General features: G+C 53.3%; 14 protein-coding genes and 2 tRNA genes. 9 read left to right on the forward strand and 7 right to left on the reverse strand.

From position 1 onward, the window contains the following. Positions 1-10 precede the first annotated feature (10 nt). From AC23NW_RS04090 to AC23NW_RS04105, 4 genes are all read left to right on the forward strand, one after another. Complete coding sequence (locus AC23NW_RS04090) at positions 11-2,398, forward strand: M1 family metallopeptidase (protein WP_487447898.1); 2,388 nt, start codon at positions 11-13, stop codon at positions 2,396-2,398. 123 nt (positions 2,399-2,521) lie between these two features. Next, the gene (locus AC23NW_RS04095) at positions 2,522-4,927 is read left to right on the forward strand and encodes a M1 family metallopeptidase (protein ID WP_487447900.1); all 2,406 of its coding nucleotides are present in this window, start codon (positions 2,522-2,524) and stop codon (positions 4,925-4,927) included. 145 nt (positions 4,928-5,072) lie between these two features. Further along, entirely contained in the window at positions 5,073-7,655 is a 2,583-nt protein-coding gene (locus AC23NW_RS04100; protein ID WP_487447901.1) for a zinc-dependent metalloprotease, read from the forward strand. 232 nt (positions 7,656-7,887) lie between these two features. Beyond that, positions 7,888-7,961, forward strand: a tRNA-Pro gene (locus AC23NW_RS04105). A 95-nt stretch (positions 7,962-8,056) separates the two neighbouring features. On the opposite strand, the gene AC23NW_RS04110 is transcribed toward AC23NW_RS04105, so the two are convergent. After that, positions 8,057-9,454, reverse strand: a complete 1,398-nt coding sequence (locus AC23NW_RS04110; protein WP_487447903.1) for a choice-of-anchor Q domain-containing protein — start codon at positions 9,452-9,454, stop codon at positions 8,057-8,059. A 204-nt stretch (positions 9,455-9,658) separates the two neighbouring features. Between AC23NW_RS04110 and AC23NW_RS04115 the strand changes: the two genes are divergently transcribed. Beyond that, a complete protein-coding gene (locus AC23NW_RS04115; protein ID WP_487447905.1) occupies positions 9,659-10,654 on the forward strand; it encodes a glycoside hydrolase family 43 protein in 996 nt (331 codons plus the stop codon). 5 nt (positions 10,655-10,659) lie between these two features. Here AC23NW_RS04115 and AC23NW_RS04120 read toward each other — a convergent pair whose 3' ends face one another. After that, on the reverse strand, positions 10,660-11,766 hold the full coding sequence (locus tag AC23NW_RS04120; protein ID WP_487447907.1) for a porin family protein: 1,107 nt from the start codon (positions 11,764-11,766) through the stop codon (positions 10,660-10,662). Positions 11,767-11,849: 83 nt separating this feature from the next. Then, complete coding sequence (locus tag AC23NW_RS04125) at positions 11,850-13,211, reverse strand: MATE family efflux transporter (protein ID WP_487447908.1); 1,362 nt, start codon at positions 13,209-13,211, stop codon at positions 11,850-11,852. A 150-nt stretch (positions 13,212-13,361) separates the two neighbouring features. Between AC23NW_RS04125 and AC23NW_RS04130 the strand changes: the two genes are divergently transcribed. Further along, positions 13,362-15,782: an ABC transporter permease gene (locus AC23NW_RS04130; protein ID WP_487447909.1), complete on the forward strand. Its 2,421-nt coding sequence runs from the start codon at positions 13,362-13,364 to the stop codon at positions 15,780-15,782. An 83-nt stretch (positions 15,783-15,865) separates the two neighbouring features. Here AC23NW_RS04130 and AC23NW_RS04135 read toward each other — a convergent pair whose 3' ends face one another. Both AC23NW_RS04135 and AC23NW_RS04140 read right to left on the reverse strand, forming a co-directional pair. Further along, positions 15,866-18,235 (reverse strand): ABC transporter permease, encoded by a 2,370-nt coding sequence (locus tag AC23NW_RS04135; protein ID WP_487447910.1) that lies wholly within the window; start codon positions 18,233-18,235, stop codon positions 15,866-15,868. Between the two features lie 173 nt (positions 18,236-18,408). Beyond that, positions 18,409-19,254 (reverse strand): DUF2306 domain-containing protein, encoded by an 846-nt coding sequence (locus AC23NW_RS04140; protein WP_487447911.1) that lies wholly within the window; start codon positions 19,252-19,254, stop codon positions 18,409-18,411. 262 nt (positions 19,255-19,516) lie between these two features. On the opposite strand from AC23NW_RS04140, the gene AC23NW_RS04145 reads away from it, so the two are divergent. Both AC23NW_RS04145 and AC23NW_RS04150 read left to right on the forward strand, forming a co-directional pair. Then, positions 19,517-20,119 carry an HPP family protein gene (locus AC23NW_RS04145; RefSeq protein WP_487447912.1) on the forward strand — a complete coding sequence of 201 codons (603 nt, stop codon included), beginning with the start codon at positions 19,517-19,519 and terminating at the stop codon, positions 20,117-20,119. Between the two features lie 90 nt (positions 20,120-20,209). Continuing rightward, positions 20,210-20,494, forward strand: a complete 285-nt coding sequence (locus tag AC23NW_RS04150; protein ID WP_487447914.1) for a hypothetical protein — start codon at positions 20,210-20,212, stop codon at positions 20,492-20,494. A 164-nt stretch (positions 20,495-20,658) separates the two neighbouring features. Here AC23NW_RS04150 and AC23NW_RS04155 read toward each other — a convergent pair. Then, positions 20,659-20,742, reverse strand: a tRNA-Leu gene (locus AC23NW_RS04155). Between the two features lie 110 nt (positions 20,743-20,852). Continuing rightward, complete coding sequence (locus AC23NW_RS04160; RefSeq protein ID WP_487447915.1) at positions 20,853-22,247, reverse strand: MBL fold metallo-hydrolase RNA specificity domain-containing protein; 1,395 nt, start codon at positions 22,245-22,247, stop codon at positions 20,853-20,855. Positions 22,248-22,363: 116 nt separating this feature from the next. On the opposite strand from AC23NW_RS04160, the gene pbpC reads away from it, so the two are divergent. Beyond that, a complete protein-coding gene (gene pbpC / locus AC23NW_RS04165; protein ID WP_487448335.1) occupies positions 22,364-24,715 on the forward strand; it encodes a penicillin-binding protein 1C in 2,352 nt (783 codons plus the stop codon). The last annotated feature ends 18 nt before the right edge of the window (positions 24,716-24,733 follow it).

Consider the following 24,733-nt stretch of genomic DNA (forward strand, 5'->3'; position numbering starts at 1 on the left):
ACTCACTAAAATGACGAAGAAAGTCTTCTGGCTTCTTGGGCTGACAGCTTTTTCGCTGTCACTACAGGCGCAGACCACCGCCCCCTCCACGTATAATGCCAATACGCGTTTTGAGCAGTTAGGCCCCGTTTTGCCGACGCCGAACACCTTCCGGACAGCTTCCGGTGCCCCCGGCCGCGATTACTTCCAGCAGCGCGCCGACTATGACATCAAGGCTGAACTGGATGATCAGAAACAGCACCTGTCGGCAACGGAAACCATTACGTTCTTCAACCGTTCGGGTGATGAACTGCGGTATCTGTGGATGCAGCTTGACCAAAACCTCTTTAAACCGAATTCGACGGGCAATATCACCCGCACCGGCAGTGTGAATGCCGAGCGGGGGATCTCGTTCGCCCAGGCAACGGCAAGCCAGACAGCGGCGCAGAAAGATTACGGCTATAAAATCACCGCCGTCCGCGACAAAGCGGGTAAGCCGCTGAAATTTACGATCAACGAAACCATGATGCGGATCGACCTGCCGACACCGGTAGCGCCGGGCCAGTCGGTTGTGTTCTCGGTTGACTGGAACTTTAATATCGTGGATGCCCGGTCAACGGGTGCCCGTTCGGGATATGAGTTTTTCCCGCAGGATGGTAACTACATCTACGAAATGGCGCAGTGGTTCCCGCGGATGTGTGCTTACGACGATGTGAGCGGCTGGCAGAACAAGCAGTTCCTGGGTCAGGGTGAGTTTACGCTGATCTTCGGAAATTATAAAGTAGCCATCACTGTACCGTCTGACCTCGTGGTCGGCGCGAGCGGTGAGTTGCAGAACGCCGCGCAGGTGCTTACAGCAGCGCAGCAGAAGCGTCTGGAACAAGCCAAAGGCAATGATAAGAACCCGACCCTAATTGTTACCCAGGAAGAAGCAACGGCCGCTGAGAAAAACAAGGCAACCGGCAAGAAGACCTGGATTTACAAAGCAGATAACGTCCGTGACTTTGCGTTTGCTGCCTCGCGGAAATTTATCTGGGACGCCATGTATCCGACGGTAGAAGGCAAGCGCGTATGGGCCATGTCGCTGTATCCGAAAGAAGCTAACCCGCTTTGGGGACAGTATTCAACGCGTCTGGTAGCGCATACGCTGAAATCGTACTCGGCCCGCACATTTGCCTATCCGTATCCGGTGGCGTATTCAGTGCACGGTCCGGTAGGGGGTATGGAATATCCGATGATGTCATTCAACGGTGCGCGTCCGGAAGCGGATGGTACCTATTCACAAGGCACGAAAAACTTTTTGATCTCGGTCGTTATCCACGAAGTGGGCCACAACTTCTTCCCGATGATTGTGAATTCCGACGAGCGGCAGTGGTCATGGATGGACGAAGGCCTGAATACCTTCCTGGAAGGCCTGGCTTGTCTGGAGTGGGATCCTGATTTCCCGGCTACCGGCATTTCGCCGCAAAGCATCGTGCCATACATGAAAACGGACGCCAAGGTGCAGGTGCCGATCATGAGCAGCTCCGATAATATCATGCAGTTTGGTCCGAATGCCTACACCAAGCCTGGTACCGGCCTCAACATTCTGCGCGAAACAGTGATGGGCCGCGAGCTGTTCGACTATGCTTTTAAAGAATACTCACGCCGCTGGATGTTCAAGAGCCCGACACCGGCCGATTTCTTCCGCACCATGGAAGATGCTTCGGGTGTTGACCTTGACTGGTTCTGGAAAGGCTGGTTCTACGGCGTTGAACCGGTTGATCAGGATCTGGTAGAGGTGGAATGGTTCCAGACCAGCAGCCAGAATCCGGACGTAGTGAAAGCCGAAGCCCGTGCCGACGCCGAACGTCGTAACAAAACGATCAGCAAGCAGCGCGACGCCGCCGCCCGTAATGAGACAGTGGTGGCACAGGACTCGACCATGCGCGACTTCTACAACAGCTATGATCAGTATAAGGTAACAGACGCCGACCGCAAGAAGTATCAGGACTATCTGGCCACGCTGAGCGAGAGCGAGCGCAAACTGGCCGAAAGCCAGCAGAACTTCTACACACTGAAACTGAAGAACAAAGGCGGTCTGCCGATGCCGGTGATTATCCGGATGGAGTTCGAAGACGGCACCGACTCGGTGGCCCGTTTCCCGGCTGAAATCTGGCGTTTCAACGATGTACAGATCTCGAAAGTGATTTCGACAAACAAAAAAGTGAAGCAGTGGACGCTTGATCCGTTCATGGAAATCGCCGATATTGATACCGATAACAACTCATTCCCGCCGGTAGCGAAGCCGACGCGTCTCCAACTGTTCAAGCAGCAGCAGGGCCGTTTCGGTCCGCAGGGCCCGAACCCGATGCAGCAGCAGCGCCAGCAGAATGGCCAGGGTACACCGGCCCGGCAGGGTACCGGTCCAAGAGAATAAGCCTCGTAGTCAGGGACTGCCCGGATGCAGTCCCTGACTAGTTGCCAATAAATGCCCCTTTCTAATCTGATCCTGACTCCGCCGAATTACCTAATCAACACAATCTAACAATTACAACCCAACATGAAGAAACTCTTGTTAACCATCTGGGCTGGCTGTTTAGCGTGGGGCGTATATGCACAGCAGCCAAACCAGCCGAGCTACAACGCCAACAACCGCTTTGAGCAGTTGGGGCCGGTACTGCCAACGCCGAACACCTATCGGACGGCATCGGGGTCGCCTGGTAAAGATTATTACCAGAACCGGGCGGATTATGATATCAAGGTAGAACTGGATGATGCGAATCAGAAAATCATCGGTTCAGAGGTGGTAACCTACCACAACTATTCGCCGGATGTGCTGCCGTATATCTGGCTGCAGCTGGATCAGAACCTGTTTGCCAAAGGATCAACCGCCAGCCTGACCCGTACGGGCAGCGTGCCGCAGAACGGTATGTCGTTCTCGCAGCTGCAAAACCTGAACTCGGTCCGGGAACGGAGCCAGCAGGGAGCCAGTGACAAATACGGCTACAACATCACGGCCGTAAAAGACATTACCGGTAAGCCGCTGAAATATACGATCAACCAGACCATGATGCGGATCGAACTGCCGGCACCACTGGCGGCAGGTCAGAAAGTATCGTTCAGCATCGACTGGAATTATTTTGTTACAGAGTATTACGGCCGGAGCGGATACGATTACTTCGCGAAAGACGGTAACTACAACTACTTTATTGCCCACTGGTTCCCGCGTTTGTGTGCTTACAACGACGTAAACGGCTGGCAGAACAAGCAGTTCCTGGGTCAGGGTGAGTTTACGCTGATCTTCGGGAATTACAAGGTAGCCATTACGGCACCAAACGACCACGTAGTGGCAGCAACCGGTGAGTGCCAGAACTACAAACAGGTACTGAATGCCACGCAGCTGAGCCGTCTGCAGAAAGCGTCTACGTCAAAAGACCCGGTCGTGATTGTGACGCAGGCCGAAGCCGAAGCTGCTGAAAAAGGCAAGCCAACCGGTAAAAAGACCTGGATTTACAAAGCGGATAATGTCCGTGACTTTGCCTTTGCGTCGTCGCGGAAATTTATCTGGGATGCCATGCAGACAGATGTATACGGGAACGGCCGTAAAATCTGGAGTATGTCGTACTATCCGAAAGAAGGTAACCCGCTTTGGGAGAAATACTCAACCCGCGTTGTTGAGCACACGCTGCGGTCATACGGCAAGCGCACGATTGAATACCCGTATCCGGTAGCAATTTCCTGCCACGCCACATCCGGTGGTATGGAATATCCGATGATTTCCTTCAACGGTGGCCGTCCGGAGCCGGATGGTACGTATTCGGAGCAGACGAAATACGGTATGATCGGGGTAATTATCCACGAAGTGGGCCATAACTTCTTCCCGATGATCGTGAACTCTGACGAACGCCAGTGGACATGGATGGACGAAGGCCTCAACACCTTCTGCCAGTACCTGGCCGAAAAAGAGTGGGACTACAACTATCCGGCCCGTCGTGGTGAGCCACGCGACATTGTTGATTACATGAAGTCGGACAAAGGAGTGTTGTCGCCGATCATGACGTCATCGGATAACGTTATCAGCCTCGGGCCGAATGCGTATGCAAAACCGGCAACAGCGCTGAACATTCTGCGCGAAACGGTGATGGGCCGCGAACTGTTCGACTATGCCTTTAAGGAATATGCCCGCCGCTGGGCGTTTAAGAGCCCTGAACCGGCCGACTTCTTCCGGACACTGGAAGACGCCTCGGGTGTTGACCTTGACTGGTTCTGGAAAGGCTGGTTCTACGGCGTTGAACCGGTTGATCAGGATCTGGTAGAGGTAGAATGGTTCCAGACCGGCAGTCAGGATCCGGAAGTGGTGAAAGCTGAAGCCCGTGCCGAAGCTGAGCGCCGCAACAAAACCATCAGCAAGCAGCGCGATGCCGCCGCCCGTAATGAGACAGTGGTGGCACAGGACTCGACCATGCGCGACTTCTACAACAGCTACGATCAGTACAAGGTAACAGACGCCGACCGCAAGAAGTATCAGGACTATCTGGCTACGCTGAGCGAGAGCGAGCGCAAACTGGCTGAAAGTAAGCAGAACTTTTACACGCTGAAACTGAAGAATAAAGGCGGTCTGCCGATGCCGGTGATCATCCGGATGGAGTTCGAAGACGGCACCGACTCGGTGGCCCGTTTCCCGGCCGAAATCTGGCGTTTCAACGATGCACAGGTATCGAAAGTGATTTCGACAAACAAAAAAGTGAAGCAGTGGACGCTCGATCCGTTCCAGGAGATTGCCGACATTGACGACGAAAATAACTCGTTCCCGCCGGTAGCGAAGCCGACGCGTCTGCAGCTGTTCAAGCAGCAGCAGGGTCGTTTCGGTCCGCAGGGCCCGAACCCGATGCAGCAGCAGCGCCAGCAGAACGGTCAGGGACCAACACCTGCGCGGCAGGGCAGCGGTCGTAACGAACGCGAGTAGCCTTACCTGCGGGGGAAAATTGAGCTGAACTGCTCATGGATGAGCGCCAGATACTTACCGTATCCGGCGCTCATTTTTTTGTAACCTGCCATAGAAAAGTATTCACAGGTAATGCGTATATTTAGTGCTATTTTCACCTATATATATGCGAAACACATTGCCTTTATTTGGTCTGTTGGGTGGTTTATGCATCACTACGTCTGTCGCATTCGCTCAGCAGCCAGGTACTCCATCGTCAACAACTGCCTCACCGGCCGCTTCGGCAACGGCCACCGCAGGCGCTGCTAAAAAAGAAAGCAGCGGCCCTAAACCCTACAAAGATGTAATTCCGGCTACAGCCCAAACCAGCCGGGGTGCGTTCATTACGCACAAAGTCGATGAAAAGTATTTTTTTGAAATTCCGGACTCGCTGATCGGCCGTGAATTTATGGCCATCACCCGGATCGCAAAGGCACCGACCGGAGCCGGTTATGGCGGCGAACTGGCTAATCGTCAGGTGCTGCGCTGGGAGCGTGGTCCCGAGAAAAAGCTGTTTCTGCGCGTGGTCAGCTACCAGAACGTAGGTGCCGATACGCTGCAGCCGATCTATCAGGCTGTTAAGAATTCAAACGTAGAGCCGATTGCGGCGGCGTTTGATCTGAAGTCGATCCGGAAAGATACGTCGGTAGTTATTGAGGTGACGGACTTCTTCAAGTCAGAAAATCAGGTAGTATCGCTTGATCCGCAGACAAAGACCCGCTACCGTCTGATGGCACCGGCAACCGACCGTTCGTTTATTCAGCGGATTCGTTCCTATCCGATCAATACAGAGATTCGGGTGGTGAAAACGTTTAATGCCAGTACCGCGCCGGCGATGCCCGGACCTTCGCCAAGCACGCAGCTCCCGGCTGCGTCGGTGGCCGGTGCCGTAACGATGGAGATTAACACGTCGATGATTCTGTTGCCGAAAAAGCCGATGCGTAAGCGGTATTTTGATAGCCGCGTGGGTTTCTTTGCCAACGGCTATACGGTCTATGACGATGCCTCGCAGCGGACCGAGCAGGAGACTTTCGCCGTTCGCTGGCGGCTGGAGCCTAAATCGGCGGCAGATGCCGATCGCCAGAAGCGCGGCCAGCTGATTGAGCCGGCAAAACCAATTGTGTACTATATCGATCCCGCAACGCCGGTAAAATGGCGGAATGCCCTGAAACAGGGTGTTAACGACTGGCAGGTAGCTTTTGAAAAAGCAGGCTGGAAAAATGCCATCATGGCGAAAGACTGGGATGATAAGGACACGACCATGAGCCTGGAAGATGCCCGCTATTCGGTAATTCGTTATTTCGCGTCGGACATCGAAAATGCCTATGGCCCGAACGTACATGACCCGCGCACGGGTGAGATTCTGGAAAGCCACATCGGCTGGTACCACAACGTAATGAACCTCCTGCGGAAATGGTACATGGTACAGGGAGCTGCCGTTGATGCCCGTGCCCGCAAACCTAAATTCGATGATGAGCTGATGGCACAGCTGGTGCGGTTTGTATCGTCGCACGAAGTTGGTCACACGCTTGGCCTGCGCCACAATTTTGGTTCGAGCCACGCCACGCCGGTTGAAAAACTGCGCGATAAAGCCTATATCAAGCAATTCGGTCATACACCGTCGATCATGGACTACGCCCGTTTCAACTACGTAGCGCAGCCGGAAGATGGTATTACGGACCTGTTCCCGCGCATCGGTACCTACGATGTCTGGGCCATTGAATGGGGTTACAAGCCGGTGTATGAGACAAAAACGCCGGAAGAAGACAAGGTAGTGCTGAACAAGTGGGTGAAAAGCCACGAGAACGACGCGAAATACTGGTTTGGTACCGAAATTAACCCGATGGACCCACGCTCACAAAGCGAAGACCTTGGTGATAACGCCATGCTGGCCAGCGAGTACGGGATTAAAAACCTGAAGCGTATTCTGCCGAACCTGCCGCAGTGGACACGCGAAGATGCCGAAGATTTTGACAAGCTACAGGAAATGTACGGCGAAATCAGCGGTCAGTTCCGCCGGTATATGGGCCACGTGACGAAATACGTGGGTGGTATTTACGAAACGCCGAAAACATTTGACCAGACCGGTGTGGTCTACGAACCAACGCCGAAGAATTTGCAGAAGGATGCGATGGCGTTCCTGAACAAGCAGTTGTTTGAGACACCAACGTGGTTGCTGGACGCCAAAATCATGCCGCTGGTGCGTCCGGATCAGGGCGTTGATTTCATCCGGACGTTGCAGGAAGGTACACTGAACTCGCTGTTTGATGTAGGTCGCCTGAGCCGCCTGATTGAAAACAGCAGCCGCGCCGAGTCGTATGGTCTGGACGAGTTCTTTACCGACGTGCAGAGTGGTATCTGGAGCGAACTGCCGGCGAAAAAGGCAATCGACACCTACCGCCGGAACCTGCAGAAAGCCTATGCCGAGAAGCTGATCGGGATGTTGACCAACCCACCGGCAGCGGTCCGGCCGTCGAGTTTCTCGGGTCCTGGTTTCCGTTTTAACTCCGGCCCTTATACCGACGTGCAGAAGTCAGATATTATGTCGGTGACGCGTGCATACCTTGTGCAGCTGCAAAGCGACATCCGTACCGCCTTACCGGCGCAGACGGACAAGATGAGCCGCTACCACCTCGAAGACGTGCTGGTGCGCATCAACCGCGCGCTGGATCCGACACGTTCGGTACCGGAAATCGCTGAGCGCAAGTAATACCGTAGAGCCGCAAGATCTTGCGGCTCTTTTTTCATTGATCAGGTAATGTAGAGACGCAAAATTTTGCGTCTCTTTTTTGCAGGTTTATAAATCTATGTCTTTGATCATGCAGTGCTGAGACGCAAAATATTGCGTCTCTACGAATACGCTGACCTGAAAATAGCCCGGGAAAATCTTTACCCTTTTTTCATTTTTCGGGACCAGCGGTTAGTTTTGCAATCCATTTGATCGGGATGTAGCACAGCCAGGTAGTGTACTTGTATGGGGTGCAAGGGGTCGTGGGTTCGAATCCCGCCATCCCGACATTAATCGTAGAGACGCAATATTTTGCGTCTCTTTTTTTATGGATTGCGTTACCTGGCATAGCTTTCAGCCTCTTCGCTGCCTGTTACTGACTATCAATTCCCCAGTTGTAGTTTAGTGCCTGCTTCATGTATCAGTCTGCCATCCGGATCATAGCTGAGAATCAAGCCTGAGGCCGTAAATCCGGCGGGGATGGTAACCGTATGCCTGAGGCGTACACGCTCTCCCGGCTGCGGCACTCTGCTGAGAGACCAGACTGACGGGTCATTCCAGTTTCCGTTTTTGAGAGTATACATCTCCAGTATTCCCTGAAACTCTACAGCTCCCATGTCAATACGGCCTACAAATCGCGGATTACCTGCCAGATCGGTCATGCCAACCGTTGCGGATGAGGTGGCTGGATCGCCTGCATTGATAGCTGGTGAGTTAGGAGCCAGGACCACGCTGGTAGTTGAAGCGAAGGGAGAAACAGTGATGTTGGTGAGGTTTCCGGGGCCGGAGAGGTCTAAACCAGCAATGTTGGATACGGCGGTGGGCTCAAAGAGAGAGTATGTGGCAATGACTTTGGCAAACGAGTTTTTTATATCATTGCTACCATTATTGTTAAATAGTATGCAGTTAGTTAAAGAGGTTATGCAGTCTCCAATTACATCTACACTATTATCCATTACACTACCTGTAGGCGCGAAATTATTTTGAAATGAACAACTCAAAAAGGCTGGTTTGCATAGCCCTGTTGCAGCTGCATTAAATAGGCTACCACCAAAATATAAAGCAGTGTTATTCAGAAATCCGCAGTTTATTGCCTGAAGGTTACAGGTGCCAATATTAACCATAGCACCTCCGTAAGATGCTTTATTATTCGAAAAAGTACAATTGTATAAAATTGGACTGGAAAGACTGTTATACATTGCCCCGCCAAAAAAGGCTTGGTTATTATTAAAAAGACAATTCATGAATTTAGGGTTACAGGGAGATGAATTATTACCGGCGTTATACACCCCTCCGCCACGGGAATTGCCGAATACTGTTGATGTTGTTTGCTCAGTGTATCCTCCCGTGATGACAAATCCATCTAGGATTGCTGTTGTCGTCAATCCCGCTGGATTACTGATTACATGATAACTGTTATCCGTTGTACTGTTAGGATCACCGATCTCCCCACTCAGCGTACTGCTGCTGGGCTGGCCGTCTACAGGGTTAATGGCCGGCCGCTGGCTGAGCGTGGTTTCGTTGCCCGTAAAACCACCGTAAATCGCTACGTCATTTTTCATCGAAAAGCTGATCGAACGATTGGCATTCGCATTGCCGCCGGGCTTGTAGGTGCCGCCCGCAACCCAGACCTGATCGCCCGCCTGACTGGCATTGATTGCCCCTTGCAGGTCAGTGGTTGATGCGGCCCAGCTAACAGCAGTGGCCGGATTGGTGTTTTTGCCGACTGGCGTTACGTAGCGGATGGTTTGGGCAAAGGCGAAGGTGTTGACCAGCAACAAAAGGCTAAGGATGTGTAAACGTGTAGATAACATGAATGAATCGTGTAATGAAAAATAAACGCTAAAATTATGTATTATATAAGACGGCAAAAAACGCTGCCTGGCACAACTTCTCCGCCCCTTCGGTAAAACTTCCACCCATCCGCCTTATAGACGTGAACGGAATGGCATTCCGTTCTACATAGCTGACCGCAAAAACGATCTATGAAAAACAACTGGTTACTGGTTTTGGGCGGCCTGCTGTGGGCCCTGGCAGGGCAGGCGCAGGTACGGCCGCTGCGGACCAATGTCCCGCTCGATTCGATTGTGCTGAGCGATCCGGCTATCCTGGCCGACCGGCCGACCAATACCTACTACATGACCGGCACCGGTGGCTTGCTCTGGAAAAGTAAAAACCTCAGGCTCTGGGATGGTCCTTACAAGGTGACCCAAACCGATCCGGCCTCGTGGATGGGCCCGAATCCGATGATCTGGGCGGCCGAACTCCATGCCTACAAAAACAAGTATTATTACTTCGCCACGTTTACCAACCGCGCCGTAAAAATCGACACCGTTAAGGGGCGGGAGATCGAACGGCGGGCCAGCCATGTCCTCGTCAGCGATAAACCCGACGGGCCGTATGTGCCGATGCAGGATGCCACGTACCTGCCCGCGGATATGCCGACGCTGGACGGCACGTTCTGGGTCGACAAGGACGGAAAACCGTATATGGTCTATTGCTACGAATGGCTACAGAACCTGAACGGCACCATTGAAAAAATTGAGCTGAAACCTGACCTGAGCGGCGCTGTCGGCAAAGGCAAGGTCCTGTTCCGGGCCAGCGACTCGCCGTGGAGCCGCGAGAAAGACGAGGCGGGCAAGGACAAACCCAACAAGGTGACTGACGGCCCGTATCTGTTCAACACCGGCACCGGCCGGCTGGGCATGATCTGGACCAGCTGGATTCATGATGTCTATACGCAGGGCGTTGTCTACTCAGCCAGCGGGACACTGGACGGCCCCTGGCTACAGGACCCAAACCCGATTACACCCCCGAATTTCGGGCATGGCATGCTGTTCAGCACCTTTGGCGGCAAGTTGCTGATGTCGGTACACAGCCATAAAAGCGTCAACGGCCGGACGGTCCGGGTGCCGCACCTGTTCGAGGCCGATCTCTCCGGCGACAAACTGGTGATCGGTAAACTGTATGTGCCAGAGTGAAATGGCTAAAACAGAAGTCCTGTATATACGCTGAAATCATGAATCCGGTTACTGCCCGAATTGGTTAAACGAAAATAGCGCATCCCGAAACTAAACTGACGGGAGCGCTTTCCTGTGCCTGGCTTTGCCGTAAGTCTGGGTTGTATACCGATGCCAATCGGCAGACTGATTGCCAGATTAGACACGATCGGAAACATATCCGGACTCAGTGAAAACGTTGTTGTAAAATTTGGTTGAAGTCCTATTTCTGCGAAAGGAATATACGTATGTTTTCCGGACCTGGTCAACGCATATTGCAGCAAAAAGGGAACACTTAAATAACTATGGCTATACCGGGAGCTATAGGCGTGATGCAGATACAGGACTTCTGCCTGTGCCGTAATACGGCTGGTTGACAGGTGATTGGCTTTCAGCTGTAGAAAGCCACCAAGACCACCCATGTAGCCATTCGTAAAACGGATACCATTGTAGGCATTATATTCACATTGGCTATAACCGCCAATAACCTTTACGCCAAACCGGACAATGGGTTTACCTGACTGGATGGTATAGGTGGTGGAAGGATCTACGCACTCGTTGTATTCTGCCACAACCGGCGATAGCGAACCGGCGTTGTATTGTGCCCTGGCAATCAGTCCGGCAGCTATCGGGCAATCCTGCGTCACGAACGTCAGCTGATTCCGGAACCAGAGAACGTCGGTCTGCTGGCCGTTGATAGTCCTGGTGACGTTGCTGATGAGGGTCATCAGCGTATCTGTTTTATTGGAACGGACATAAAACAGGCTTTCGTCCGTAAGCAGTGACAAAGGCCCTTCATTAAGCAGTAACAGAAACGTAGCTTTTCCGGAAGAAAAGGTATGGCTGCGAAATCTCCGGTTTTCGATGGTAAATCCCTGTAATTGCGTTGGTGCGTAGTGGGTAATATCACCGTTTCGGGCAAAAACACATTCGCGTAATAATGCCTGAGTGGATGTTTTCAGCACCATGCCGCGGATAGTATCTCCGGTTTGCCGTATGATACTGCCCGGTACATAAATCTGAGCCTGACAAACGAATGAACTAAGGGTAATGATCCCGGCAAGCAGGATGAGCCGAAATGCAGGCGTTTTCATGAAATGGAGGGATAAGTTGCTTTATTAAGTTTCGTAGTAACAAATAAAAGTAAGGATTGCCACATAACAAAACGTTGGTTTGCTTACCCCTTTATTCCCTCCGTCTGATAATACCGGTGCCGGTATAAAAGCGTGTAGCCGCCTACGAGTGCCAGCGTTCCGATTTCGGCCAGGGAGCGGGAGAGCCAGACACCGGACAGGCCGAGCTGCCCGGGCAATACCAGCAGACACAGACTGATCAGGACAATGCCTTTCAGCAGGTTGATAAGGGTGGACACCGTTGAGTGGCCGGTACTCTGGAGGTAAGCCGCCAGCAGGTAATTGGGCCCCGCGGCCAGAAACAACAGAAAATACAGCGAGATGGCCTGCGTGGCTACGTCACGGAAGGACGTTGTCTGGTCGCCGGAGAAAAGCCTGATGAACAGGTCTGGTATCAAAAAGCCGGCCAGGGTAATGACAACACCAAGTACGACCGTGAAGCTGATGGCAAACCGCAGTGTTTCCAGTACCCGTGCCGGTTGTTTGGCGCCGAGGTTGAACGACATGATTGGCATACTGGCGATCATGGCCGCGGTAAACAACCGGATCAGAATAAAGCTCAGGTAGTTGACCAGCCCGAATGCCGACACGGCCAGCGGACCATAGCCGACGAGGGTACGGTTAATCAGCAGGAGACCCGTCGAAAAGGCAAGTTCGGAGGCAAACGACGGGATGCCGATGCGAAGGAGTTCCTTCCATCCGGCGAACCGGAGCGTAAACCGGAAGCCGGTAAGGCTGTAACGGGTTTTACCGCGCAGCATGTAGCCAAAGAGATAAGCCGGGCCCGAAAACAGGGCGATACCCGTTGCAATGGCCGCGCCTTTTACACCCATGTGCAGGCCGACAATCAGGACCAGATCAAGCACGATATTGACGGCTACGGCCAGCAGTGATGCGTTCCGCGATACAGTCGGGGCATTGTCGGCCCGCACGAAGTTTCCCCAGATCATGCCCAGAAAGAAAAACGGCAGGCTCAGCAGTTGCCAGAAGGTATAGTCGGCGGTATTCTGAACCAGTCGTGGGTTGGCATCGCCAGCCAGAAAACGGGCTAACGGCTGGTGTATAAACGGGGCAGAGGCGGCAATGATCCCGCCGGTCAGCAGCACAAGCGTGGTGGCAAACTGAAATATTATTTGCGCTTTGGCGGTGTCGCCCGCGCCGAAGCTTTTGCCGGTCAGCACGCCGCCGCCGATCATGACCGGCAAGGCCAGCGAGACAAATACGATCAGCACCGGTCCGTAGAGCCCGACGGCGGCCAGCCCTTCTTTGCCGACCTGCTGGCCCAGGATGATGCCGTTGATGACCTGATGCACCGTGGACGATAAAATACTGATCAGTGCAGGACCGTAATACTGGAAAAATAAGGACTTGATCGGGGCGTCACCCAATTGATTCGGAGCCGGCATGTGTAAGGGTGTTTAGCGAAAAGGGGTGCAAAAGTAGACTGAATATCTGAAACTTACAATAAAGAACCGGAATACGTGTTTATGTATATTACTTAGCCGGGAAAATGCCTACCTTCCTTGCCTGAACACAACCTCTTCCCTCAACACGTTATGTTTCTGCATTATACCAGAATCGTTTTCCGGACTATCATCCGGCATAAAAGTTATACCGGTATTGTCGTCAGCGGGCTGGCTATTGCCATGACGGCTTATCTGCTCATCAGCGGTTATGTCGACGGGCAACGGAGCTTCGACCGGATGCACGCGGACGGCGACCGGATTTACCGGGTCGAAACGCTGTTCCGGAAAAACGGCGAGATCATTGAAAACTGGCCGACCAGTACCAACGGGATGGCACCCGCGATCAAAACAGCTTTCCCCGAAACCGAAGCCTATACCCGTATCAACTGGCGTGGGTCGGCGCGGGTGGTGCGGTATGAAGACGTGAAATTCCGCGAAGAGCACGTCTGCTTTGCCGACTCAAACTTCTTCACGTTTTTCGGATATCCGGTGCTGAAAGGCGACCGGAACACCTTCCTGAAAGCGCCGAATACCGTCGTTATTTCCGAAGCAGCGGCGCAGCGTTATTTCAAAGGTGCCGATCCGATGGGCAAAATGATGCATATCACCGCCGGCAGCCGGCAACTGGATTGCGAAGTGACCGGCGTGTTTGCCGATCTGCCCGCCAATTCGACGATGCAGTTTGACATGCTGATGTCGTGGACGACCTCCAATAAGCAGGTCTGGGACTTCTGGTATCAGCACGAAAGCTACACCTTTGTCCGCCTGCATCCATCGGCCGATCCGCACAAAATCGAAGCGCAGTTTCCGGCACTGGCCGAAAAATATAAAACTGCCGAAACCATGCGCGACCATGAGTGGGGCGTTGAACTGGTGCCGCTACACGATATTCACCTGAATCCGGCCAAACCAAACGAAGTGGAAGTGAAGGGTAACCGGCAGGCTGTTACCTGGTTGTCGGCCATGGCGCTGGTGATTCTGCTGATGGGCTGGTTCAACTACATCAATCTGTCGACGGCTCGGGCCATGGACCGTACGCGCGAGATCGGTGTACGCAAAGCGGTCGGAGCCGAAAAAGGGTACCTGCTCATTCAGTTTCTTACTGAGTCGCTGGTGCTCAACGCCTTTGCCCTGGTGATTGCGTTGGCCGTTGCAGCGATTGCCAGCTATGCCTTACCGGCCTATCTGGACATCTCCCTGCCGCTCATCGACTGGACCAATCCGATGCGTTGGCTGACGATGCTGGCCATGCTTCTGATCGGGGTGCTGGTATCGGGACTGTATCCGGCACTGGTGTTAGCCAACGTAAAGCCTGTTCTGGCACTTAAAGGCCGCTACCGCTTCTCAGCAACGGGTGGCTATCTGCGGCAAGGCCTGGTGGTGCTGCAATTCAGTGCGTCGATGATTCTGCTGGTCGGTACGGTGGTTGCCTATCGCCAGCTTTCGTTTATGACCAGCCAGCAACTGGGCGTTAACACCGATCAGATTCTGGTACTGCATGCGCCGGTGAGTACGACGGGAAGCGCTGAAAAGCTGGAAAGCTTCCGGAACGAAGTAAAGCGGCTGGCGGGTGTTGAAGCCGTGACGGGGTCCGGCTCGGTACCAGGTCTCGAAGTAGGGCAGATGCTGGCTAACCGTCGTTTCGGGGCCAATGCCAGTACCAGCCGGTTGTATGAATCGCTGACGGCCGATTATGAGTTTATCCCGCTCTTCGGGCTGCAGCTTGTGGCCGGCCGGAATTTTGACCGGGGCCGTGCGTCCGATGTATACGGACTGGTGCTGAACGAAGCAGCTGTTGCGCAGTTCGGTTTCAATTCCCCGCAGGAGGCCATCGGGCAGCGGATTGCGCTGGAAGTGACCACCGACCGGCCGAACGAAATCATCGGTGTTGTCAAAAATTACCACCAGCAGGGGCTGCAACGGTCGTTTACCCCCATCATTATGCTGATGGACCCCGATTATAAGTGGTTGCCAACGGATTTCTATTCGGTGAAGGTATCGACAAAAGACGCAGACCGCGTTTTAAAAGGTGTGCAGGCAAACTGGGCGGCCTTCTTCCCGGAATCGCCGATGAATTACTTTTTTCTGGACGAATTCTTTAATAACCAATACAAGCAGGACCAGCAGTTTGGCCGCAGTTTTATGCTGTTTGCGTCGCTGGCCATTCTGATTGCCTGCCTCGGTCTGTTCGGCCTGACATCGTACAGCACGGCCCGCCGGACCAAGGAAATCGGCGTGCGGAAATCGTTGGGTGCGTCGGTCAACAGCATTCTGGCAATGCTGGCGTGGGATACGCTTCGGCTGGTACTGATCGCAAGCGTGCTGGCCGTGCCGCTATCATGGTACCTGGTCAGTAAGTGGCTGGAAACCTATGCCTTCCGGATCGACCTCGATGTGCTGGTCTGGTTTATTCCGGTACTGGTATTGGGAGGCATTGCGCTGCTGACGATTGGCTATCAGACCACTAAAGCCGCGCTGGCTAATCCGGTGAAGGCGTTGAAATCGGAATAAAGGTTCTGATCAAACAGAACAAAGGCAGGAAAGAGCATGCTATTGGCGCTCCTTCCTGCCTTTGTTCGTTCATACACTCGTTACTATTCTGTCCGTATCGCCTGAATCGGGTTAGCCGTGGCAATCCGGTAGACTTGCGAGCCAATGGTAATGATGGCCAGCAGCAGCATGATGCCTAAGGTACTCACAAACGTCCAGGGGCCAACGGCGATGTGATAGGCATATACACTGTCTAACAATCCCTTCAGGGCATAAAAGGCAAGGGGCAAAAACAAAACGCCCGATACGGTAATCAGGATCAGAAACTCACGGTTGATGAGGTTGGCAATGCTGAGCGAGGACGCACCCAATACTTTCCGGATACCGATCTCCTTTGTTTTTTTCGAAATGTTCAGAGAAACCAGCGCAAACAATCCCATCGCTGAAATCATGAGCGTCAGAACAGCCACATAGGTAAAGACATCTTTAATCCGGCGCGACTCATCGTAGCTCGGGGAATAAACATCATCCTGCTGTGAAATCCGGAATGGTGTGTCGGGCATTGCCTTGTGCCAGACCGTTTTGAGCCGGGCAGAAAGCCGTGAAATATCGTCGGTATTTACTTTCATAGTGAGCACCCGGTTGGCGTCAGGCTGGTTCATACGCAATACGCAGGGGGCGATTTTCTGGAAAAAGAACTGATAGTTAAAGTCTTCCAGAACGCCTGCAATCCGGCATACCTTATCTTCCAGCCGTACCTGCCGGCCCACTGCCGAAGTCCAGCCCATCGCCTTCACCAGTGACTGGTTGACGAGGATAGCCTGTTCAGCGTCGGTGGCCGAGTTATCCAGAAAGTTACGCCCCTGACTCAGGCGCAGGCCCAGTGTGCGGACATATTCAGGACTCACGTGAATAATCTCGGTCGTTGATTTGTTAGCTCCTTCTTCGAGCGTTGCAATGTGATCGCCGGCATGGCCAATCTGGTCCTGCGAACCGGCTACGGCAGTGACTTCGGGCTGTTGCAGGGCGGCATCGCGCAGTAACTGATAACTCTTTTCGGAATCGGCGCGGAGAACGACTAGTTGGGATGGTGTGTAGCCTACATCCATGCGCCGCAGGAACTGCGCGTTCTGCGTTGTCAGTATAGCCGATGAAACGGTAAACATCGAGAGGCCGAACTGAACAATCAGTAACGTGCGGACCAGGCCTGTCACGCTGCTGATGCGCTGTTTACCCTTCAATACCGTAACGGGGTTAAACCCGCTGATGTAGAGCGACGGATACAGGCCCGATAACAGGCTTACTCCGGTTATCAATGCCAGAAAAACGCCGACAAGCGGCAGGTTATCCCATACATCAAACCGCAGCTGATAAAAGTCAATAAGCCGGCTGAAGGTTGGTAGAAACACCGTTTCGGTCAGCAGAATACCGAGACCTAACGCCAGAATGCCCATAACCATATTTTCGCCGATGAACTGCCGGATGAGCTGGTTACGGGTGCTGCCCAGTACTTTCCGTACCCCGATTTCCTTAAACCGGCTGGTTGATGTGGCTATGGTATAATTCATGAAATTGAAACAGGCCATGAACAGAACCAGCCCTGCGAGAATACCCAGCATGATGAGACCGGTAGGAGAGGTACCACCCGAAAACGAGTGGCGGGTCATGTGTGCATTCAGGCCGATTTGTGTGAGGTTATCCAGAAAAAACGAGTTAACCGGCGCCTGGCTGTTGATACTGTTATAGGTTCGTACGTAGCGGTTAAGCGCCGCCGTAACCCGCCCTGCCGATTCCGGTTTGTCGAGTTGGATGAAGGTTGCCTGAACGGGACGTTTCCAGTCTCCGGCAGTCCAGCCGAGTTGGTTACCAACGCCGTAGTTGACCAGCATGTTAAACGTTAAACTGGCTGTGTTCGGAAACGGAGCGGCTACACCCGCAACGGTAAAATCGCGTCGGGTTCGCCCGTCAAATACTACCGTAATGGATTTACCGATTGGATTCTCGCTGCCGAAGTATTTTCGTGCCATAGATTCTGACAGGATAATGTCCGACGGATTGGCGAGCGCATGAGGATTTCCGGCCTGTAACGGAAAGCTGAACATGCTTAAAAATGCCGGATCGGCCAGGTGGATGTATTCGTTGAAGACATTGCTGCCGTATTTCACGACGACACTTTGACCCTGATACCTCGCCATGTTGGTTACTTCGGTGAGGTCTTTTTGAAGCACAGGCCCGATGGCATCGGGTGAGGTTGCCCAGCGTTCCGGTTCGCCGTTAGTCGTTCGCATATGATGCACCATAAAAATCCTGTCGGCATTGGTATGAAATGCGTCCTGATTGTACTGATGCTGGATAAGCAGGTAAACAACAAGGCAACAGGCAATACCCATTGCAATGCCCAGGAGATTAAAACCGGCAAACAGCTTTTGTTTCAGTAGATTACGGATGGCAACGCGGAGGAAATTCAGTAGCATGGCATTAACGGCTTGATAGTCAACAGTATATTTACCTCAAAAAACCTGCCGGAAATGCTATGTGTCTGATTTGTAAAATGTTGAGTATAGTATAGTACGTCGGGTTGTCCACTAGCGGACAACCCGACGTACTGATGCGGACAACGCATATTCAGGCTTTTAGAGTCCCTGGCCTAACTAAACCAGGCCAGTATTGGTGGTCCCCAGTAGATTTTGGTAAAGTAGTAGGTGCCGAGCGCGATGAAAAATGTCGCGAACAGCAAGGCTGCCGATGCTCCCAGCCGGATGAAGGCTGACGTGCCGGGCTTCCGGCCTCTGACCATTAGTTCAACCACGAGCAGGTTAGGGAGGTAAAAGAAGAAGGCCATAAACTGGTCAAACGGACCGGTAAAGGTTTGGTTATGGCCGGCAGCATCGGTCAGCATCACCCAGAAGCCGTAATCCATCCGGTAGAGCCACGAGCCGATCGCCAGCGCATACAGACGCAGAGCCCAGATCCGGTGCGTTTCCAGACGGCCTGCCCGGGCATGGCGCAGGGTTTCGACGGCTGCAATACCCATCAGAATACCATACAGACCAAACCCGATGTTCATGACGGTGCCGCCGATAGTTCCTTGCAGGAAGATAAATACCAGACCGCCGATGGCCGCCGAAAAGCACGCCAGTACATAAAACCGCCCGATCCACCGGTGCAGCGCCGGGTACCGGAGCCGTACGCTGTCCAGTAGCTGAATACTGCCCAGAATCAGGATAATGCCGCCCGCTGCGAAATGCAATCCCATACTGCCGGTCGATGCCGGCTGGCCCTGTGTGTATAAGCCGGGAAGTACGCCGTTCCAGCGCTGCATGGCATTCTGCACCAGCGCCGTAGCATAGAAAGCAAGAATATACAGGCCAAATAAGGCCGAACTCACCCAGACGCTGGTGCCGAGGATGGTGGTTGACCACTGTAAAAGCCGGGCGCTCCAGACAGAAAGCGGGGATTGTTGTTGTGTTACGGGCGAAGAATTACTGATCATGTACGGTTTTCGGGCTTTAAATCGATGGCTTCTCCCTTCACCTTTAGGTTTGACATTCCGATCCTGAGGGGAAACGCTGCTAAATGTCCCCTGCCGGAGCGGCCAGAGGGAGGAATACTTGTTTAAAAAAAGTCTCAGGCTTAACTGATACTCAAAGATGTAAAACTTCTCTGACTATTAGTAACTTTTATTTGCTTTACGGGCTGTGATTTTGGCTCTTATTTTACTGAACTAAACAGATCGGTTAGATTGTAAAAGGTATATGAGGGAACGGATTAAACGGCAGTACCGCATTGCCAGATACGTACTATATAAAGAGACCATTGTATCACCTGCCGATCATTTCTGGACGTTTGTCGGTACGTTCGTGGCCATTGCGTCGATTGGTCTTTTGCAGCAGGCTGGTTTTACACCGCAGGACAGCGTTTTTCTGATCGGGTCCTTCGGCGCATCCTGTGTATTGCTTTTCGGGGCGACCAACAGCCCGCTGGCTCAGCCCAGAAACCTGATTGGCGGGCATGTGCTGGCCTCGCTGATTGGCGTTGCCGTGCATAAGCTCCTGCCCGATCAGCTATGGCTGGCTTCGGCGCTGGCGGTTTCCACGTCGATTGTGTGCATGCAGATCACGCGTACCATGCACCCACCGGCGGGCGCAACGGCGCTGATTGCCAACATTGGTTCTGCCAAAATACTCGGTCTTGGTTTCTGGTATACGCTCACGCCGGTCCTGAGCGGGGTACTGATTTTATTTGTCATAGCGCTCCTTGTGAATAATATACCGGCGGGACGGTCGTATCCGGTCAGGCCTCTGGTTTGGCCCCGCCGGTTACGAAGCCGGATCGTTCAGTTTGTCCGGTTACGCTGAAGGCGTTTTAGCGTGCAGAGGCGCTTTTTCGGGCAAAACTATTTGGCCGCGACATGGTTATGCTACTACAACCAGCAACGAATCATGATCATGGATAAGAAACAGACCACAGCGATTGGCCTGGCGTTAGGTGCAGCCGCTTTGCTTGCCGGCGCCGGCTACGGGATTTATACATACATTAAAAAGAAACGCAGTCAGGCAGGTGGCACAGACCAGGATGGTGACCAGGGGGCAGGGCCAATCGGCTTCGCAGGCCCTTTCGCCGGCGGGTTTATCGGCAATAGTCTGGTAAAACACATGCATCTGTACGCTACCGGCGAAAACGGCCTGATTGGCGGCGGACTAACCCGGTCGGGCATTCAGCTGGCGGGGTAGGACACCGTACTGACGTAGTGATTTATGAGCCCTGTACAGGGCTTTTTTTATTATTGAGAGAAAAAGTATAAGCAGGGTAATGTGGCACCTCAGAGTAGTAACCCTCGAAATAGATTTGCCTTAAAAAGGCAAAAAGCCAAACCCGTAAGAGTTTGGCTTTTGAGTGCCGAAGGCGAGACTCGAACTCGCATGTCCGTGAAGACACACGCCCCTGAAACGTGCGTGTCTACCAATTTCACCACTTCGGCAGAACATTTCCCCTGTGTTGGGAATGCAAATATACGGCGGTAAAAAGGGCTTTTGCAAGCCCTGATGCCATTTTTTTGCATTTTTTTTCTGCATAACACAGGGGAAACAGCTATAACGTTACCTTTTCGCGCATGTCCGGAATCATAACATTTTTAAAACCAGCGGCTTCCAGCATCTCTTGCCAGATCAGTTGTTTATCGTATTCACCGTGGACGAGGAAAACTTTTTTTACCAGTTTTGGGTCCTGGCACCCTAAATAGTCGAGCATTTCGGCATAATCGGCGTGCGCACTGAACGAATCCATGACTGCTACGCGCGCTTTTACGTCGTAGGTTTCGCCGAAAATACGAACCTGCTTATCGCCGCGTTTCAGGGCACCGCCTAAACTGGTTGGTGAGCAGTAGCCCACAATCAGGATGGTGTTCCGGTTGTCTTCGATGTTATTTTTAATGTGGTGCTTGATGCGCCCCGCCTCGGCCATGCCCGACGATGAAATGATGATGCACGGCCCGTGCCAGTTGTTGATGTCTTTCGACTCTTCGACGTCCGACACGTAGTGCAGGTTTTCAAAATTAAACGCATCGCCGTCCTTTTTGATGTAGGCCAGAATCTCAGGGTTAAAACAGTCTTCGTTCTGTCGCATGACATTGGTGGCTTTCACCGCCAGCGGACTGTCGACAAAAACAGGGATCACCGGCAGGCGGCCTTCGCTTTCGAGCTGGTCCAGGGCGTAGATCAACTCCTGCGTCCGGTCAACGGCAAAGGCCGGAATAATGACCTTCCCCTGCTGACGTACGCAGGTTTCTTCCACAATCCGGAGCAAATGCGACCGCATGTCCGGCTCCGGTTCGTGTAACTGACTGCCATAGGTCGATTCGCAGATGATGTAGTCGGCCTGCGGGAACGGCATCGGCATCGGCAGTATTTTGTCGTTGGGCCGGCCAATGTCGCCGCTGAAAAACACCTTTTTCGGCCCCTCTTTTTCGTGAATCGTCAGGCTAATGGCGGCGCTGCCCAGCAGGTGAGCGGTATCCGTAAACTGCACCTCTACTTCATCGGTAAGCCAGAAAATTTCGTTATACCCTACGGTTTTGAAGCGGCTCAGCGTTTCCTGTACATCGTCGGCGTCGTAGAGCATATCCAGTTCGGGACGTCCCTGCCGGTGCCGCCGTTTATTGACGCGCTCAAGATCTTTCTGCTGGATATGTGCGCTGTCCATGAGCATAATTTCGCAAAGGTCTGCCGTGGCGGGTGTGCAGTAAATAGGGCCTTCAAACCCCTGACGAATCAGTCGTGGTACCAGACCCGTATGGTCGATATGGGCGTGGGACAGGACCAGGTAATCAATACTGGCCGGTTCAAAGCCGAATTCCTGATTGAGTTCGTCGGTATTAATGCCCTGGAATAAGCCGCAGTCGAGGAGAATCCGGGTGCCTTTTTCGGTAGTGATGAGGTGTTTACTGCCGGTAACCGTACGGGCAGCCCCAAAAAATTGTATGGTCATTTTGTCTGTTGGGTTTAGAAAAATACCCCGCCAACGTGTAGATTGGCCTTTATACCAAAAACGCCGGAACGGTCAGGGGGTTTCAGAGACATATTGATTTTGAGCGATTGGAGCGAATATTGGAAAAAATAACCGGCATCACCAAAAAACTGTGGGAACGGAAATCTGTCCGGGTGCTGCTGGCTGTCCTGTTGCTGGCTGCCGGGCTGGACGTGGCTTTTCCACCGAAAACGAATGTGCCCTATTCGACCCTGATTACGGCGCAGGACGGAACAATTCTGCATGCATTTCTGGCGCGTGACGACCGGTGGCGCATGGTGGCGACGCTCGATGAAATTACCCCGACACTACAGAAAACCATTCTGTTTAAAGAGGATAAGTACTTCTATTATCATCCGGGAATTAATCCGGTGGCGCTGCTGCGGGCCTTTGCGCGGAATTTGCTGACCGGACGCCGGACCTCGGGTGCGTCGACCATCACGATGCAGGTGGTGCGGTTGCTGGAACCCCGTGAGCGTACTTACGGCAGCAAACTCGTCGAACTGCTGCGGGCCATTCAGCTGGAACTGCACTACTCGAAGGCTGAAATTCTGCAATTGTACCTGAACCTGATTCCGTATGGCAGCAATATCGAAGGGCTCAAATCGGCGTCGCTGCTCTATTTCAACAAACCGCCTAAACTGCTGAGTCTGGCCGAAATCACGACCCTGACCATTATCCCGAACCGGCCGTCGAGTCTGCGGTTAGGGCTCAATAACACGTACATCCTGCAGGAACGCAACCGCTGGCTGAACCGGCTCGGAAAGGCCGGTTTGTTTGAGGCCGATGTGGTGACCGATGCGGTAGCCGAGCCGCTGACCGTACGGCGTCGGGAGGCACCTCAGCAAGCCCCGCACCTGAGCCTGCGGCTGCGGGCAGAACAACCGGCAACACCCATCATCCGGACCACGATCCGGCCGGCTATTCAGACAGCGGTGGAGCAGTTGGTAAGCAATTATACGAACCGTGTCCGGGCAGTTGGCGTGCAGAATGCAGCCGTGCTGGTGGTGGATAACCAGACGATGCAGGTAATGGCCTATGTCGGATCGGCTGATTTCCGCAACACGCTGGATGGGGGGCAGGTGGACGGAGTGCAGGCTGTCCGGTCGCCGGGCAGCGCGCTGAAACCGTTTTTATATGCCCTTGCTTTTGATGCGGGACTGGTGACGCCGAAAAGCAAGCTGAATGACGTGCCGATAAATGTCAGCGGCTATGAGCCCGAGAACTACGACCGGCGGTTCAACGGGGCCGTAACGGTTGAGTATGCGCTGGCCAATTCACTCAACATTCCGGCGGTGAAACTGCTGAAAGATATCGGTACACCGACCTTTGTGAGTACGCTGCAAAAGGCGGGTTTTGCCACCATCCGCAAGCAGGCAAAAGATCTGGGTCTGTCCATGATCCTTGGCGGCTGCGGCGTAACGGTCGAGGAGATGACACGACTCTATACCGCTTTTGCGAATCAGGGCGCCATCAAATCGCTGGTCTGGCAGGCCGGTGAGACGGCAGGCGCGGGCAGTGAACTGATGTCGCCCGAGGCCGCGTTTCTGACAACCAACATCCTGACACAGATTACCCGTCCGGACTTACCGAATAATTTTGACAACAGCTACCACCTGCCTCGGATTGCCTGGAAAACCGGCACATCATACGGGCGCCGGGATGCCTGGAGCATTGGCTATAACCGCCGGTTTACGGTAGGGGTCTGGGTCGGCAATTTTTCGGGGGTCGGGGTGCCGGAGCTCAGTGGGGCGAACACGGCCACGCCCTTGCTGTTTCAGATTTTTAATGCGATTGATTACAATTCGGGTAAGGGTTGGTTTACGGCGCCGAAAGGGAATCTGGCGCTCCGGCAAATCTGCCCCGAAAGCGGCGACGTGCCGAATGAATTCTGCCGGAGCCGGGCGGTTGACTATTACATCATGGGTGTGTCGCGCGCGCAGCGTTGCCAGCACCTGAAACCGGTCTATACCAATTCGTCCGGCACGGTTTCTTACTGCGTGCATTGCCTGCCCGAACAGCGCGATTCAATGCCGGTTTATGTAACGCGGTTTTACCCGAATCTGGCACCTGAGCTGATTGCCCACTACGAAAACCGGCATATCCCTTACGACCGGATTCCGCCCCACAATTTGGCCTGTGAGCGGGTGTTTGCTGCCGAAGCGTCGGCCAATGCGCTGCTGATCAGTAGTCCGAATGATGGCAGTGAGTACTTCATTGATCCTGAGAATCCGTCTGATCTGCAGCTGGCCTGTCAGGCTCCGAACGATGTGCAGACGGTTTACTGGTACCTGAACGATAAGCTGTTCCGGAAGGCGAAACCAACCGAAGCCGTGTTTTTTAAGCCACGCCCCGGCGTCTGGACAATCGCCTGTGCCGATGACCGGGGGCGAAACACGTCCATCCGGATTATGGTGAAGAAGCAATAACCCATTCCGCTGCACACC

The organism is Arsenicibacter sp. R0_47, assembly GCF_057652235.1.